Here is a 14,047-nt window from a genome sequence, read left to right on the forward strand (position 1 = left end):
GTCAGTGAGGGGTGCGCCGGGTTTCGGCGCTCTCTTCACGGTACGCCGCACGGGGCGCGGGGCGCGCATCGAGAACTCCCTGGGCCAGCAGGAACTGGGCGGCCACGTAGGTGAGCATGATCCAGAAGTCGGGGCGCGGCAGGGTCGGCCAGTCGGCGAGGCCCATGGCGATGAGCGAGTCGGACAGCAGGAACAGGGCGCCGCCGACGCCCGCGGTCGGACCGAGGCGCGAGGCGCCGTAGGCCATCGCGGTCAGCAGCAGGCTGTATCCGGCGACGGGTCCGCGCAGACCGGCGGGCAGGTCGGGCCAGAGCGCGCCGACCGTGGCGGCCAGGACGACGCCGTAGCCGAGCGCGAGCAGCCCACCACGCGCGCGTGCCGTTCCGTCCCGCTTGAAGAGCAGCAGGTAGCAGATGTGTCCGGCGGCGAAGCAGCCCATCCCCGCGAGGAACGCGGTGTCGTCGTCGAACAGCAGCAGGACGTCGCCGCCCCACCCCAGCAGCAGCGCGCCGCACAGCAGCCGGGGCCCGCCGCGCGCGACGACGTACGCGAGCAGGGCGGGTATGAGCAGCGGTTTGAGGACGATGTGGACGGTGTGCGCCCCGGCGAGGAGCGCGACGAGATCGGCGGCGCACACCGCGAGGAAGGCGGTGCGCAGGGCCCGGGGCAGGGTCACGCGGCGCCCTCGACGGCCTGCGGGGCGGGGGCGGGCTCCGGCGCCGGCTGCGGCGCGGGCTGCCAGCCGGGGCCGCGGAACAGCCGCCCGGCCCGCTCGCGCCAACCGGTCGCCGCCCTGAGGTCCCTGGCGATGGCGGCGTACTCGTGGGTGGCCACGCGCAGCGGGTTGTGCGTGCTGATGTTCTTGGTGAGGCCGAAGACGGGCCGCTCGACCTCCGCCACCCAGGAGCCGAAGAGGCGGTCCCAGACGATGAGGATGCCGCCGAAGTTGCGGTCCAGGTAGCCGCCCTGGGAGGCGTGGTGGACGCGGTGGTGGGAGGGCGTGTTGAAGACGAACTCGAAGGGCCGCCACATCTTGTCGATGCGTTCGGTGTGGATCCAGAACTGGTAGACGAGGTTGACCGACGAGCAGAACGCGAGCGCCGCCGGATGCACTCCGCAGGCGATGAGCGGCAGGTAGAAGGGCCACGAGGTGACGCTCGTCCAGGGCTGGCGCAGCGCCGTCGTCAGGTTGAACTTGCGGCTGGAGTGGTGCACCACGTGGCACGCCCACAGGATGCGGATGACGTGGTGGCCCCGGTGCGACCAGTAGTAGAAGAAGTCCTGCGCGAGCAGCATCAGCGGGATCGTCCACCAGAGCACGGGCACGCGCAGCGGCGTGAGTTCGTACACCGCCGTGTAGATCGCGACGATCGGGATCTTCCACAGGAAGTCGAAGACGAGGCTGCCGAGCCCCATGGTGACGCTGGTGGTCGCGTCCTTGGTGTCGTAACCGGCGGCGGCGCCCTCGTCATCGGGATGGAGCCGCACGCTCACGATCTCCACGATCGTGAGCAGCACGAAGGCGGGGATCGACCACAGCACGACATCGGGCAGGTTGGGCGTCGACATGCGTGCACCGTACGGGCGTGAACCGAGCCCCGGCTAGATGTTGTTACCGACAAGTATTACCGGGGGTAGAGGGTCAGACTCCGGCGGCTCCCAACAAAGATCCCGCCGCGTACGTCACCGCCATGGCCAGCGCGCCCCCGCACACGTTCCGCGCGATCGCCCGTCCCACCGCCGCGTTGCCCGTGCGCGCGCTGCTGTAGCCGGTGAGGGCGAGGGCGGCGAGGACCGAGACGACCGTGACGGGCAGCCGCAGGTCGGGGGGCGGGAGGACGATGGCGAGCAGGGGAAGCAGGGCGCCCACGGTGAACGCGAGGAAGCTGGCCCAGGCCGCGTGCCAGGGGTTGGTGAGGTCGTCGGGGTCGATGCCGAGCTCCACGCTCGCGTGGGCGCGCAGCGCGTCGCGCTCGGTGAGCTGTTCGGCGGCCTCGCGGGCCACGTCACGGCTGAGTCCGCGCGCCGCCAACAGGTCGGTCAGTTCCTGGAGTTCGGCCTCCGGCTGTTCCTTCAGCTCGCGCTTCTCCATGTCCAGCGCGGCCTTCTCGGAGTCGCGCTGGGTGGAGACGGAGACGTACTCGCCGGCCGCCATGGACATCGATCCGGCGAGCAGCCCCGCGAGTCCGGCCGTGAGCAGGGTGGAGCGGTCGTCGGTGGCGCCGGCGACGCCGACGACGAGGCCCGCGGTGGAGACCACGCCGTCGTTGGCGCCGAGGACGGCGGCGCGCAGCCAGTTGAGCCGCGAGCCGAGCGCGCCGCCGTGGGCCTCGTCATGGCCTGTCGTCGTGTCTGGTTCCGTCACGGGGTGAGCATGGCACCCCGCACCCTCACCAGACCCGGACCGACGCTCCGGGCGCGAAGACCGGGCTCGTGGCGTCCGCCGGGGGCTCCTTGAGGGGTTCGTCGATCTCGGCGACGGTGGGGCCCACGCGGGCCGCGATCGGATCGAGGAGGCCGAGGTCGAATCCGTAGACGCGGGCGGTGTTGCCGCCGACCATGGCGGCGATCTCGTCGCGCGGCAGTCCCGCGTAGGCGATGCGCAGCCCTTCGCGGGTGTACGGGTAGGTGCCCTCGTCGTGCGGGTAGTCGCTGCCCCACATGATCTTGTCGAGGCCGATGCGGTCGCGCAGCGGCACTTCGTGGGGGCGCATGAAACTCGCGCCCACGAAGCAGTTCTCCCGCCACACCGTGGAGGGGCCCTTGCCCATCGAATCGGCGAGCCCCGCGCCGAACTTGGACTCCGCGGTGTTCGCCTTCGTCGCGGCCCGCACGAGGCGCGCGTGGTAGTAGTCCAGCATGTCGAGGACGCCGGGTATCCAGCCGGAGCCCTGCTCGGTGAGGACGAGTTTCAGGTCGGGGTGCTTGCGGAAGGCGCCGCCGAAGACGAGGTGCCACAGGGCGCGGTGCGAGAACCAGGTCGTCTCGACCATGAACACCGCGCGGGCGGCGGGTTCGTCGCCGAGCGGCGGGGAGGCCGAGCCCGCGTGGTGGTTGACCGGCACGCCCAGTTCGGCGCAGACCCGCCAGATCGGGTCGTACGTCGCCGAGTACAGCTCCGGGAGGCCGGAGCCCGGCGGGGTGCCGGGCAGCAGCAGACCGCCCTTCAGGCCCGCGTCCGCCGCCCAGCGGATCTCCTTGACGGCCTCCTCCACGTCGTTGAGGAGGATCTGGAAGACGCCCGCGCGGCGGCCGGGGGCGGCGGCGCAGAAGTCCGCGAGCCAGCGGTTGTGGGCGCGCAGCCCCGCCCAGCGCCGCTCGAACTCCTCGCGCGTGGGCGCGGGTGCCATGAGCGACGCGGACGGGAAGAACGGCGGGATGGTGTTCGGGAAGACGACCTCGGCGACGATGCCGTCCCGCTCCAGCTCCTCGATACGGCGCTCGGAGTTCCAGTTGCGGTCGGCGGTGTCGGCGAGCAGGTCCGCGTAGGGGTTCACATAGGTGGCGGCCCAGGCGTCGAACGCGTCGTGGTGCCGGGACTCCAGATAGGGCCGGTAGTCCAGGAGGTCGGCGCCCGCGTGGCAGTCCGCCGAGATCACCGTGTACCGGTCCGCGGGAGTGGTCATGGGGTCGCCCCGATCGTCGGGAAGTCGTGGTCGGTCAGCCAGTGCCGGCCCACGTCGCGCGAGCGCGCCCAGGACGCCTCGACGGCGCTCTGGTCGGCGTCCTGGCCGAGGTCGGCCGGGGTCGGGCCGATGCGCCGGGCGAGCGGGGCGAGCTTGTCCGTGTCGAAGCCGAACACCTCGGCGGCGGCCAGGCCCAGCATCCGCCGGGTCTCGGCGACCGGGATGTCGTGGAAGGTCTTCTTCAGCCACGCGCGCGTGTCGGGCCACGTTCCCTCGGGGTGCGGGAAGTCGCTGCCCCACAGGATGTTGTCCACGCCGATCTCGTAGCGCTGGGCGAGTTCGCGGCGCTTGGTGTTGGTGGCGCAGACGAAGACCTGCCGGTCCAGGTACTCGTGCGGCGGGCGCTTCAGCTCGGCGAACGGCGACAGCTTCTTCCCGCCGTGGGCGCCCAGGTAGAGGCGGTCCATGAACCAGAGCAGGTTGGGCAGCCACCAGCAGCCCGACTCGGCGACGCCGAACTTCAGGCCGGGGTGCCGCTCGAAGACGCCGGACCACAGCAGGAACCAGAGCGGGCGGGCCGGCCACCAGGTCACCTCGCTGACATAGATGCCGAGGTGGTCGCCGTACTCGTGGCGCGGCGCGGCGCCCGAGTGCGTCACGACCGGCATCCCGCACTCGGCCGCCGCCGCCCACACGGGGTCGTAACGGCGCGCGTGGTACGGGTCCTTGTCGACCCACATGGAGGGGATCATCAGGGCGCCGAGCCCCGACTCCTTGGCCCGGTGCACCTCGGCGACGACCTTGTCCGGATCGGCCGTGATGGGCAACAGGGCGACACCGCAGTGCCGTTCGGGATTCTGTCCGACGAACTCGGCGAGCCAGCGGTTGTGCGCCTGGGCGCCGGCCATGCCGAGTTCGGGGTCCTGGTCGCCGGAGAGGCCGAGCCCGACGCCGAAGGGGGCCGCCGTCTGGCTGTCCACGGCGTCGGCGTCGGGGAAGACGACCTCGGCGGCCACCCCGTCGCCGTCGAGCTCCTTGAGTCGCTGCGCGGCGTCCCAGCCGCCGCGCAGGCCCTCTTCGTTGTCCTGGAACCACTTCGCCGCGAACGCGTCGTTGCGGATGCCCAGCCGCGTCGCCTCCTCGCGGCGCTTGTCCCGCTCGCCGAGGAAGTCGTCGAAGGCGCGGTGGAACCGGGAGTCCAGATAGGGCCGGTACTCCTCGGTGGGCAGTCCGGCGTGGCAGTCGGAGGAGATGATCAGGTAGGGGTCGTCCTGGTGGCTCATCGTGCGTCCCTCCTAGGAGGAGTCGTCGCAGGAGTCAGTCGAGAATGAAGCTCTCCAGATACGCCGGGTTCGCCCGGTCCAGCATCGACCGCGAGCGCGCCCGGATCTGCCGGTCGCTGTGCTCGCTCTCGGGCAGCAGCCAGAACCGGTCCGCCGCGATGCCCTCCGCGACGAGGTCGGCCACCTCCTCGACGGGCGTGAACGCGACCTCCTTGCCGGCCGCCTTCATCGCCGCCTCCCACTGGTCGAGGCTGCGGTACGGGGTCTTCCGCGGGCGCTCCTTGGCGAACCGGTCGGGCCGGTTGCGGTGCGACTCCCACAGCCCGGTGCGCAGCATGTGGGGGCCGGGGAAGAGCACGGAGGCGCCCACGCGCGCGTGCTCCGCCCTCAGATGCGCGTACAGCGACTCGGTCATCGTCACGACGGCGGCCTTGGTGACCGCGTAGACCGAGGCCGTCGGCAGCGGGGCGATGCCGCCGTCGCCGGAGGAGGTGTTGACCACGTGCCCCGGCTCGCCGCCCGCGATCATGCGGGGCAGGAACGCCTGGATGCCGTGGAAGACACCCCACACGTTGACGTCGAACGCCCACTTCCAGTCGTTGGGTTCGTGCTCCCACATGCGGCCCTCGGCGCCCGAGCCGACGCCCGCGTTGTTGCACAGCACATGGCAGCCGCCGAACGTGGCGTACGTGTCCTCGGCGAGCGCGACGACCTGCTCGCGCTCCCCGACGTCGACCACGCGCGCGTGCACGCTCGCCCCGTCCGCCCGCAGCTCGTCGGCGGCCGCTTCCAGGGCGCCCTTCTCGACGTCGGCGAGGACCACCTTCAGGCCGTCCGCCGCGAACCGTCGTGCCATCGCGAGCCCGATGCCGCTCGCCGCGCCCGTGACGACGGCGACCTGTCCCTCCCGCAGCTCCATGTCAGACGCTCCCCTCGGGCGGGCCGTCGAGGATCTGCTGGGGGTCGTCGTAGCGCTGGTGGATGTACGGGAGCAGGGCCTGGGCGCTGACCCGCTCGACGACCCTGCCCTTCTGGTCGGTGGTCTTCTCGCCGATGGTGATCTCGACCAGGGTGCGCACCGGGAGGTCGGCGACGGGGTCGTACATGGACTCGCGCAGGACGACGTCGCCGGTGATCCGCTCCAGCTTCCTGACCTTCTCGTTGCGCAGGCAGTGCACGAGCACCGGGTCCGCGTCGAAGCCCGAACCGTCCACGGCGGGCAGGAACTTGAAGTAGAAGTCCGTCTTCTGCGACGGCTCCGGCACCGGCAGGGTGCCGCTGACCGCGCCGCGCACCTCGACGAACGCGATGCCGTGCCGGGCGAGCGCGGCCCGCACCACCAGGCCGTCGCGCTCCACGGTGACCTCGCCGAGCTTCTTGGGTTCGCCGAAGACCTCGCGGCCCCCGATGAGGGCCCGCTCGTGCGTCATCGGCATGACGAGCGGATACCAGCCCCGCACTCCCCCGTGCTCGGCGGCGACGGCGACCGAGCCCGCGCCCAGCGGATAGCCCGGCAGGTCGACCTTGCTGATGTTGGCCCGCACCAGGGGCCGCTCGGCGGGCTTGAGCGGCGGCGGCAGGACCGCGGCCACCGCGTCCGGATCGGACTCCCACACGGCGACCACGCCGGTGGACCAGATGTCGGGGAGCTTGCTGCTCGCGGTGCGCGCTGCGGCGATCTCCGCCTCCGTGCGCGCTCCGTACCGTACGCGTGCCATGTCGTACCGCCCTTCGTCCGTGACGTGTCGGGGGTCGTTCGCTCGGCGCCTGTAACACAGTTACACCGGCGGCGATGAAGGGTAAAGACACGTGCACCGACGGGAGTTGAGGGGGCCGGGGCCATGGCACGCACACCGCTCACCCGGGACGAGGTGCTGTCCGTCGCGGCCGACCTGGTCAAGCAGCACGGTCCCGAGGCGCTGTCCATGCGCAAGCTGGCCGCCGAGCTCGGCACGGCCGTCACGTCGATCTACTGGCACGTCGGCAACCGCGAGTCGCTGCTCGACGCCCTCGTCCGGCGGACCGTCGCCGACCTCGGCACGATCCGGCCCCGCGGGAGCACCCCGCAGGAGCGGGTCGTGTCGATCGCCCGGACCCTGCGCCGGCAGCTGCGCGACCGTCCCCACCTGGTGGCGATGGTGCACGAGCGTGGCCTGACCGAGCACATGTTCCTGCCGGTGCAGCGGGCCCTGGTGCACGAGACGCACGCGGCGGGGCTGCGCGGGGGCGCCGCCGCCGAGGCCGTGCGGGCGGTGCTCTTCCAGGTGGTCGGGCACGTCCTGGTGGAGCGCAACAGGGAGCGCGCGCCGGTGCAGCGGCCCGGCGAGGAGGAGCTGTGGGCCGGGGGGAAGACGGAAGCCGCCGAGGACGACCCGGCGCTCGCCCGCGCGCTCGCCGCCCCGGTGGACCCGGAGCGGCTCTTCGACACATCGGTCCGCGCCCTGGTGAAGTCCTTGCTCGGTCCGGCCACTTGAGCCGGGGTGGGTCCGGCCGGTGTCCGGAAGGCGCGCGAGGGAGGACGGCGGCGACCGGAGTGTCAGTGAGGGCCCGTATCCTCAGGGACCATGCTCGAAGACCGACCGACCGCAGCGTCCGCAGCCCCCTGGCCGGCCGCGTATCCGCAGGGATACGCGGTCGTCGACGTGGAGACCACCGGCCTCTCCAGGGACGACCGGATAATCTCGGCCGCCGTCTACCGCCTGGACGCGCGCGGCGAGGTCGAGGACCACTGGTACACGCTGGTCAATCCGGAGCGGGACCCGGGCCCGGTCTGGATCCACGGCCTCACGACCGACGTGCTGGCGGGGGCGCCGCTCTTCCCGGAGATCGCCGAGGAGTTCGCCGCGCGCCTGGACGGCCGCGTCCTGGTCGCGCACAACGCGGTGTTCGACTGGTCGATGATCTCGCGCGAGTACGCGCGGGCGAAGTCGGCCGCGCCGGTCCGGCAGCGGCTGTGCACCATCGCGCTGTCCAAGGAGCTCGGGCTGCCGCTGCCCAACCACAAGCTGGAGTCGCTGGCCGCGCACTTCGGCGTCGTCCAGGAGCACGCGCACCACGCACTGGACGACGCGCGGGTGCTCGCGGAGGCGTTCCGCCCGAGCCTGACCGCGGCCGCCACGCGGAACATCCGGCTGCCGCTCCTGGAGTGCCGCCCGCTCACCGAGTGGGCCGAGCAGTCCGTGCCGCGCCAGCAGCAGTCCTCGTACCGCGGGGGCGGTGCCTCGGCCGGCTGGCGTCCCTCGCGCAAGCGGCCGGCGTGCCCGTACCCGAACCCGGGCCGCTACGAGCCGGGCAGCCCGCTCAAGCAGGGCATGCGGGTCGCGTTCTCCGGCGACACCTCGGTCGACCGGGAGCTTCTGGAGGACCGGGCGGTCGACGCGGGCCTGCACGTGGCGACGAGCCTGTCGCGGCTGACCAGCCTGCTGGTGACCAATGACCCGGACTCGTACACGTCGAAGGCCGTGAAGGCGAAGCAGTTCGGGACGCCGGTCGTGGACGAGGCGGCGTTCGGCCAGCTCCTCCAGGACGTGGCCGACGCGGACAAGCAGTAATTCCCGCAGACCACCTGCGGACCGCCCACAGGCAGTCCGCAGATCGTCCGTAAATCGGGGGAGATTGGCGACAGACGGGTGATTTCCGGGGCGAATCGCCCCGCACTCGCTCGCCCGCCGGGTCCCGCGCCCGCACCCTGTGGCGCATGGCACGTTGCGAGGTCTGCGGAAACGACTACGGCATGTCCTTCGAGGTGCACGCGCAGGGCGCGGTGCACGTCTTCGACTGCTTCTCCTGCGCCATCCACCGCATGGCGCCCATCTGCGAGCACTGCCGCTCGCGGATCATCGGGCAGGGCGTCGAGGTGGAGGGCCACTGGTACTGCGGGGGTCACTGCTCCCGCGCCGAGGGGCGGGTGGGCATCGTCGACAAGGTCTGAACCCCTACAGCATCCCGGCGCCCAAGCCGGGCACACCCCCCTGAAAGCACCCCATGGCCGAGCGGTACCGTCATGGGGTGTACCGCTTCCTGTTGACTCGGCAGTGGGTGATCCTCACGCTGGTCGCCCTCGTCCTCATCCCCACGATGATCCGGCTGGGCATCTGGCAGATGCACCGGCACGACGAGCGCGCCGCCCGCAACCAGCTGGTCACCGACGCCCTGAAGGCGAAGCCGGTCCCCGTCGAGGAGCTGGCGTCCGCCGGGCACACCGTCACCAGCAAGGAGCGCTACCGCACCGTCACGGCCACGGGCCGCTTCGACACCGACGACGAGATCGTCGTGCGCCGCCGCGTCAACTCCAACGACGAGGTCGGGTACCACGTCCTGACCCCGTTCGTCCTCAGGGACGGCAAGACCCTGCTGGTCAACCGGGGCTGGGTCCCCGACAGCGGCAGCCAGACCTCCTTCCCGAAGATCCCCGCGCCACCGGCCGGCGAGACCACCCTCCGGGGCCGGCTGATGCCCGACGAGACGACCGAGGCCAGCGGCATCAAGAACCTCGAGGGCCTGCCCGACCGGCAGGTCATGCTGATCAACAGCAAGCAGGAGGCGAAGCGCCTCGGCGGCGGCACCGAGGTACTCGGCGGGTACGTCGCCCAGACCTCGCCCCCTCCCGAGGGCGACGTCCCGGAGCAGCTCGGGCAGCCCGGCAAGGAGGACGCCGCGCTGAACCTCGCGTACGCCTACCAGTGGTGGCTGTTCGCCGCCGCGGTGCCCGTGGGCTGGGTGGTCCTGCTCCGCCGCGAGCTGCGCGAGCGGCGGCGCAAGGAGGAGGACGAGCCCGTGGACGAGGTCGCCCCGGCCGCCGTCTAGGGCCTGTCCGGTACGGCCCGCGCTCGGCCGCCTGGTTGATGCCCGTCGCGCGTACCGGTTGTGTGTGACCGTCCGCGCAGTTCCTCGTGCCCTCGACGGGGCAACCGCAACTCTATGCATCGACCCATCGAGGACTACGCGCTCGTCGGCGACGAACAGACCGCCGCCCTGGTCTCCCGGGGCGGTTCCGTCGACTGGCTGTGTCTGCCGCGCTTCGACTCCCCCGCCTGTTTCTCCGCGCTGCTCGGCGACGAGGAGAACGGGCACTGGCGGATCGCCCCGAAGGACGCCACCGGGGAGTGCACGCGGCGCGCCTACCGGCCCGGCTCCCTCGTGCTCGACACCGAGTGGGAGACCGACGACGGCAGCGTCCGGGTCACCGACTTCATGCCGCAGCGCGACCGGGCCCCCGACCTGATCCGCATCGTCGAGGGGATCGGCGGCCGGGTCACCGTCCACAGCGAACTGCGGCTGCGCTTCGACTACGGCTCCGTCGTGCCGTGGATGCGCCGCGTCGACGGACACCGGGTGGCCGTCGCGGGACCCGACTCGGCATGGCTGCGCAGCGAACCCGATGTGCACAGCTGGGGCGAGGACTTCGCCACCCACGCCGAGTTCACCGTGGAGGAGGGCGAGCGGGTCGCCTTCGTGCTGACCTGGCATCCCTCCCACGAGGAACGCCCGGCCCTGGTCGACCCCTACGAGTCCCTGGAGCACAGCCTGGAGGACTGGCGGGCGTGGGCCGACCACTGCCGCTACGACGGGCCGCACCGGGACGCCGTGCTGCGCTCCCTGCTGACGCTCAAGGCGCTGACGTACGCGCCGACCGGCGGCATCGTGGCCGCGCCCACCACCTCGCTGCCCGAGGAGATCGGCGGCGTCCGCAACTGGGACTACCGCTACTGCTGGCTTCGCGACTCCACCCTCACACTCGGCGCGCTGCTCTCCGCGGGCTATCTGGAGGAGGCCCAGGCCTGGCGCGACTGGCTGCTGCGGGCCGCCGCGGGCAACCCCGCCGACCTCCAGATCATGTACGGGCTCTCGGGCGAACGCCGGCTGCCCGAGCAGGAGCTGCACTGGCTGGACGGCTTCCGCGGCTCCCGTCCCGTACGCACCGGGAACGAGGCCGTACGGCAGTTGCAGCTCGACGTGTACGGCGAGGTGGTCGACTCGCTGGCGCTGGCCCGCCGCTCCGGTCTGGAGGCCGGACCGCACGCCTGGCGGCTGCAACTGGCGCTGCTCGACTTCCTCCAGGAGGCGTGGTCCGAGCCCGACGAGGGGCTGTGGGAGGTGCGCGGACCGCGCCGTCACTTCGTCCACTCGAAGGTGATGACGTGGGTCGCGGTCGACCGCACCGTGCGGTCGATGGAGGAGGACCCGGGGCTGCCGGGCGACGTCGACCGGCTGCGCAAACTGCGCGACACCATCCACCGCGACGTGTGCGAGCGCGGGTACGACGCCGAGCGGGGCACCTTCACGCAGTACTACGGATCCCGGGAACTCGACGCGGCCCTGCTGCTCCTGCCCCGGGTGGGGTTCCTGCCCGCGGACGATCCGCGGATCGTCGGTACGGTCGACGCGGTACGGGACGAGCTGTCGCACGACGGCCTGCTGCGCCGCTACAGCACGACGGGCTCGGAGGTCGACGGCCTGCCGGGCGACGAGGGCGCCTTCCTCGTCTGCTCGTTCTGGCTGGCCGACGCGCTGCACATGACCGGCCGTACGCAGGAGGCGCGGGAGCTGTTCGAGCGGCTGATGGCGCTGCGCAACGACGTGGGGCTGCTCGCCGAGGAGTACGACCCCGCGGCCGGCCGCCAGCTGGGCAACTTCCCGCAGGCGTTCAGCCACATCGGGCTCGTGAACACCGCGATGACCCTGTTCGCGCCCGCACCGGACGGAGAGGCAGGATAGATCCATGGATCTTGGACTGAAGGACCGTGTCTACGTAGTCACCGGCGCCACCCGCGGCCTCGGCAACGCCGCCGCGCGCCAGCTCGTCGGCGACGGCGCGAAGGTGGTCGTCACCGGGCGCGACGAGCAGAAGGTCAAGGACGCCGCGGCCGAGCTGGGCCCGAACGCGTACGGGGTCGCCGCCGACAACGCCGATCCGGCCGTCGCCGAGCGGGTCATCGGCGCCGCGCGCGAGCAGTTCGGCCGGTTCGACGGGATTCTCGTGAGCGTGGGCGGGCCCGCGCCCGGGTCCGCCGCGGACAACACGGACGAGCAGTGGGAGTCGGCGTTCGAGTCGGTGTTCATGGGCGCGGTGCGGATCGCGCGGACCGCGGCGGCCGAGCTCGGTGACGGCGGCGTCATCGGGTTCGTGCTCTCCGGGTCCGTGCACGAGCCGATCCCGGGGCTGACCATCTCGAACGGGCTGCGGCCCGGGCTCGCCGGGTTCGCCAAGTCGCTGGCGAACGAGCTGGGGCCGCGCGGCATCCGGGTCGTGGGGCTGCTGCCGGCCCGGATCGACACGGATCGCGTGCGCGAGCTGGACGGGTACTCGGCGGACCCGGTGGCGACCCGGACCGCCAACGAGTCGCGGATTCCGCTGCGGCGGTACGGGACGCCGGAGGAGTTCGGCAGGGCCGCGGCGTTCTTCCTTTCGCCGGCCGCGTCGTATCTGACCGGGGTCATGCTGCCGGTCGACGGTGGGTTCCGGCACGGGTTTTAGCCGGTGCGGGGGGGGTGGGGCACGGGGCTGCGCCCCGTCGATCGCCCTGCGGGCTCGTCCTCAAACGCCGGACGGGCTTGTTCTAGCTCACCCGTTCCGCACGGTGCTTGACCGCCTTCAGTCTGACCTCGGCCGGGAGTGACTTCAGGCCCGCCGATTCCCTCGCCTGGGTCAGGGCCTCCTCGCCGAGGCGGTCCAGGGTCGCGCCGGGGGCGGCGTGCGGGGCGAGGGTGAGGGACACCCTCGCCTGCGGGGCCGAGCGGCGGCCGGTCAGCATCGCGCCGGCCCGCTCCACGCCGTCCAGCGCCTCGGCGCCGCTCACCAGGACGCTCTCCAGGGCCCGGCCGCGCAGCAGCGCGCCCTCGCCGTCGCCCGTGTCGACCAGGATCTCCGCGAGCCGACGCCTGCGGAACTGGGCGACCAGCCACCACAGCGCGAGCAGGACGACGACGCCGAGCACGGCGATCACCACCGGCCACCACCAGCCGTCGTCGCGCCAGCGCTGCCGGTCGGCGACGCTCAGCAGGACGTCCTTCTTCCCGTCGTGGATCCACCAGGACGGCGGCTTCACCCCGAGCCCCACGGCGAGCACCGAGCCGCCGCCGACGACCAGGAGCAGGCCGAGCAGGCCGAGCACGATCCGGTTCACGGTCCTGAGCACGCCGTCATCCCTTCCGTCCGGGCCGGGCCACATGCACCGAGAGGCCGGGCGCGGAGCCGAGGCCGAGACCGGTGATGCCGTCGCTGAGCGCGCCGTCCAGGTCGGCCCGTACGTCGTCGAGTTCGCGGAAGTGCGAGACCGCCCGCACATCCACCTTGGACCGCTTCATCCGGACGCGTACGGACTGCACGCCCGCCACCTCCATGGCGCGGTCGCGCAGCACCATGGCGGCGGCGTCCCGGTGCAGGCCCGCACGGATGTCGCCGTGGGTGCGGCGCATCGGAAGGACCGCGCGCAGCCCCGGCGTCACCGCGAGGACGATCAGCCACAGGCCGAGCGCGGCGGCGACTCCGGCGCCGATCAGCACGGCGGTGTCGTCGAGCGGGCGGGTGGCGAGGTCGTCGGCGAGGGTGCGGCGCCACTGCATGGCGTCGCGTCCGGCCCGCACGGCGGCGATGTCGTACAGCAGCACGCCGACGCCGCCGAGCAGCACCAGGGCCGCGAGCCCCGCCGGGATCCGCCGGCCCGACCAGAACCGGGAGGACTTCTCCTCGCCCTCGAGCGTGGGGTGCGGCTCGTAGGAGGCCGCGGACGCCGACTGATCGAGGCCGTCGGCGGCGTCCGGAGCGCTTTCGACCACCGGCGTCCGCTGGGTGGGCTCGCTCATCGGATCCTCCCGCGGTCGGTGTCTGCCGAGTGCAGCCGCTCCACCAGGACGGCCACCTCCGGCACCTCCATTCCCGCCAATGTCCTTACCCGCTCGGCCACTTGGCGACGCACGGCACCGCACTGGGCGCCGATGTCCGCCGGGAAACCGAGTTCCAGGCTGATGCGGACACGCGCGGTGTCCTGGTGCACGGTGACCGCGGCGTGCGGGGGCGCGCCGCCGTCGGGAATCGTGTCCAGCGCCTCACGTGCCGCGTGCGCGGCGATCTTCGCGACGACCCGGTCGGCGATCCGGGTCGCGCCGCGCTCGGCCGGCGCGACCTGTGCCGCCACC

16 protein-coding genes are annotated in these 14,047 nt (G+C 72.4%); 6 read left to right on the plus strand and 10 right to left on the minus strand.

Translation table 11 applies throughout. The features are described from left to right. Position 1 precedes the first annotated feature (1 nt). The 7 genes from ABZ930_RS14755 to ABZ930_RS14785 form a co-directional block, all read right to left on the minus strand. On the minus strand, positions 2–676 hold the full coding sequence (locus ABZ930_RS14755) for a lysoplasmalogenase (protein WP_361546967.1): 675 nt from the start codon (positions 674–676) through the stop codon (positions 2–4). Beyond that, positions 673–1,569, minus strand: coding sequence for a sterol desaturase family protein (locus tag ABZ930_RS14760; RefSeq protein ID WP_361546970.1), 897 nt, complete (start codon positions 1,567–1,569; stop codon positions 673–675). The genes ABZ930_RS14755 and ABZ930_RS14760 overlap by 4 nt, the downstream gene beginning before the upstream one ends. Positions 1,570–1,642: 73 nt before the next feature. Further along, on the minus strand, positions 1,643–2,365 hold the full coding sequence (locus ABZ930_RS14765; RefSeq protein WP_361546973.1) for a VIT family protein: 723 nt from the start codon (positions 2,363–2,365) through the stop codon (positions 1,643–1,645). A 25-nt stretch (positions 2,366–2,390) separates the two neighbouring features. Then, positions 2,391–3,626 carry an amidohydrolase family protein gene (locus ABZ930_RS14770; protein WP_361546976.1) on the minus strand — a complete coding sequence of 412 codons (1,236 nt, stop codon included), beginning with the start codon at positions 3,624–3,626 and terminating at the stop codon, positions 2,391–2,393. Next, positions 3,623–4,909 (minus strand): amidohydrolase family protein, encoded by a 1,287-nt coding sequence (locus ABZ930_RS14775; protein ID WP_361546979.1) that lies wholly within the window; start codon positions 4,907–4,909, stop codon positions 3,623–3,625. The genes ABZ930_RS14770 and ABZ930_RS14775 overlap by 4 nt, the downstream gene beginning before the upstream one ends. A gap of 34 nt (positions 4,910–4,943) precedes the next feature. Beyond that, positions 4,944–5,828: an SDR family NAD(P)-dependent oxidoreductase gene (locus ABZ930_RS14780; RefSeq protein ID WP_361546982.1), complete on the minus strand. Its 885-nt coding sequence runs from the start codon at positions 5,826–5,828 to the stop codon at positions 4,944–4,946. Between the two features lies 1 nt (position 5,829). After that, positions 5,830–6,627: an acetoacetate decarboxylase family protein gene (locus tag ABZ930_RS14785; protein WP_361546985.1), complete on the minus strand. Its 798-nt coding sequence runs from the start codon at positions 6,625–6,627 to the stop codon at positions 5,830–5,832. 123 nt (positions 6,628–6,750) lie between these two features. Here ABZ930_RS14785 and ABZ930_RS14790 point away from each other — a divergent pair, with 123 nt between their 5' ends. The 6 genes from ABZ930_RS14790 to ABZ930_RS14815 all read left to right on the plus strand — a co-directional run bounded on the left by ABZ930_RS14790 (position 6,751) and on the right by ABZ930_RS14815 (position 12,386). Continuing rightward, the gene (locus ABZ930_RS14790) at positions 6,751–7,383 is read left to right on the plus strand and encodes a helix-turn-helix domain-containing protein (RefSeq protein WP_361546988.1); all 633 of its coding nucleotides are present in this window, start codon (positions 6,751–6,753) and stop codon (positions 7,381–7,383) included. Between the two features lie 90 nt (positions 7,384–7,473). Continuing rightward, positions 7,474–8,460, plus strand: coding sequence for a DEDDh family exonuclease (locus ABZ930_RS14795; protein ID WP_361546991.1), 987 nt, complete (start codon positions 7,474–7,476; stop codon positions 8,458–8,460). 146 nt (positions 8,461–8,606) lie between these two features. Next, complete coding sequence (locus tag ABZ930_RS14800) at positions 8,607–8,840, plus strand: hypothetical protein (RefSeq protein WP_361546993.1); 234 nt, start codon at positions 8,607–8,609, stop codon at positions 8,838–8,840. Positions 8,841–8,917: 77 nt separating this feature from the next. Next, complete coding sequence (locus ABZ930_RS14805) at positions 8,918–9,715, plus strand: SURF1 family protein (protein WP_361546996.1); 798 nt, start codon at positions 8,918–8,920, stop codon at positions 9,713–9,715. A 114-nt stretch (positions 9,716–9,829) separates the two neighbouring features. Next, positions 9,830–11,626 (plus strand): glycoside hydrolase family 15 protein, encoded by a 1,797-nt coding sequence (locus tag ABZ930_RS14810; RefSeq protein WP_361546999.1) that lies wholly within the window; start codon positions 9,830–9,832, stop codon positions 11,624–11,626. Positions 11,627–11,630: 4 nt separating this feature from the next. After that, a complete protein-coding gene (locus tag ABZ930_RS14815) occupies positions 11,631–12,386 on the plus strand; it encodes an SDR family oxidoreductase (RefSeq protein WP_361547001.1) in 756 nt (251 codons plus the stop codon). Positions 12,387–12,468: 82 nt separating this feature from the next. Here the strand turns inward: ABZ930_RS14815 and amaP are convergent, their stop codons facing one another. Genes amaP through ABZ930_RS14830 form a run of 3 tightly spaced genes read right to left on the minus strand, consistent with a single transcriptional unit; the run spans position 12,469 to position 14,046 of the window. Next, positions 12,469–13,047 carry an alkaline shock response membrane anchor protein AmaP gene (gene amaP, locus ABZ930_RS14820; RefSeq protein WP_361547004.1) on the minus strand — a complete coding sequence of 193 codons (579 nt, stop codon included), beginning with the start codon at positions 13,045–13,047 and terminating at the stop codon, positions 12,469–12,471. A gap of 4 nt (positions 13,048–13,051) precedes the next feature. Beyond that, positions 13,052–13,714, minus strand: a complete 663-nt coding sequence (locus ABZ930_RS14825; protein ID WP_361547007.1) for a DUF6286 domain-containing protein — start codon at positions 13,712–13,714, stop codon at positions 13,052–13,054. Then, positions 13,711–14,046, minus strand: coding sequence for a hypothetical protein (locus tag ABZ930_RS14830; protein ID WP_361547010.1), 336 nt, complete (start codon positions 14,044–14,046; stop codon positions 13,711–13,713). The genes ABZ930_RS14825 and ABZ930_RS14830 overlap by 4 nt, the downstream gene beginning before the upstream one ends. Between the last annotated feature and the right edge of the window lies 1 nt (position 14,047).

Origin of the sequence: Streptomyces sp. NPDC046716 (assembly GCF_040645755.1) — a bacterium.
GTDB lineage: Bacteria > Actinomycetota > Actinomycetes > Streptomycetales > Streptomycetaceae > Streptomyces.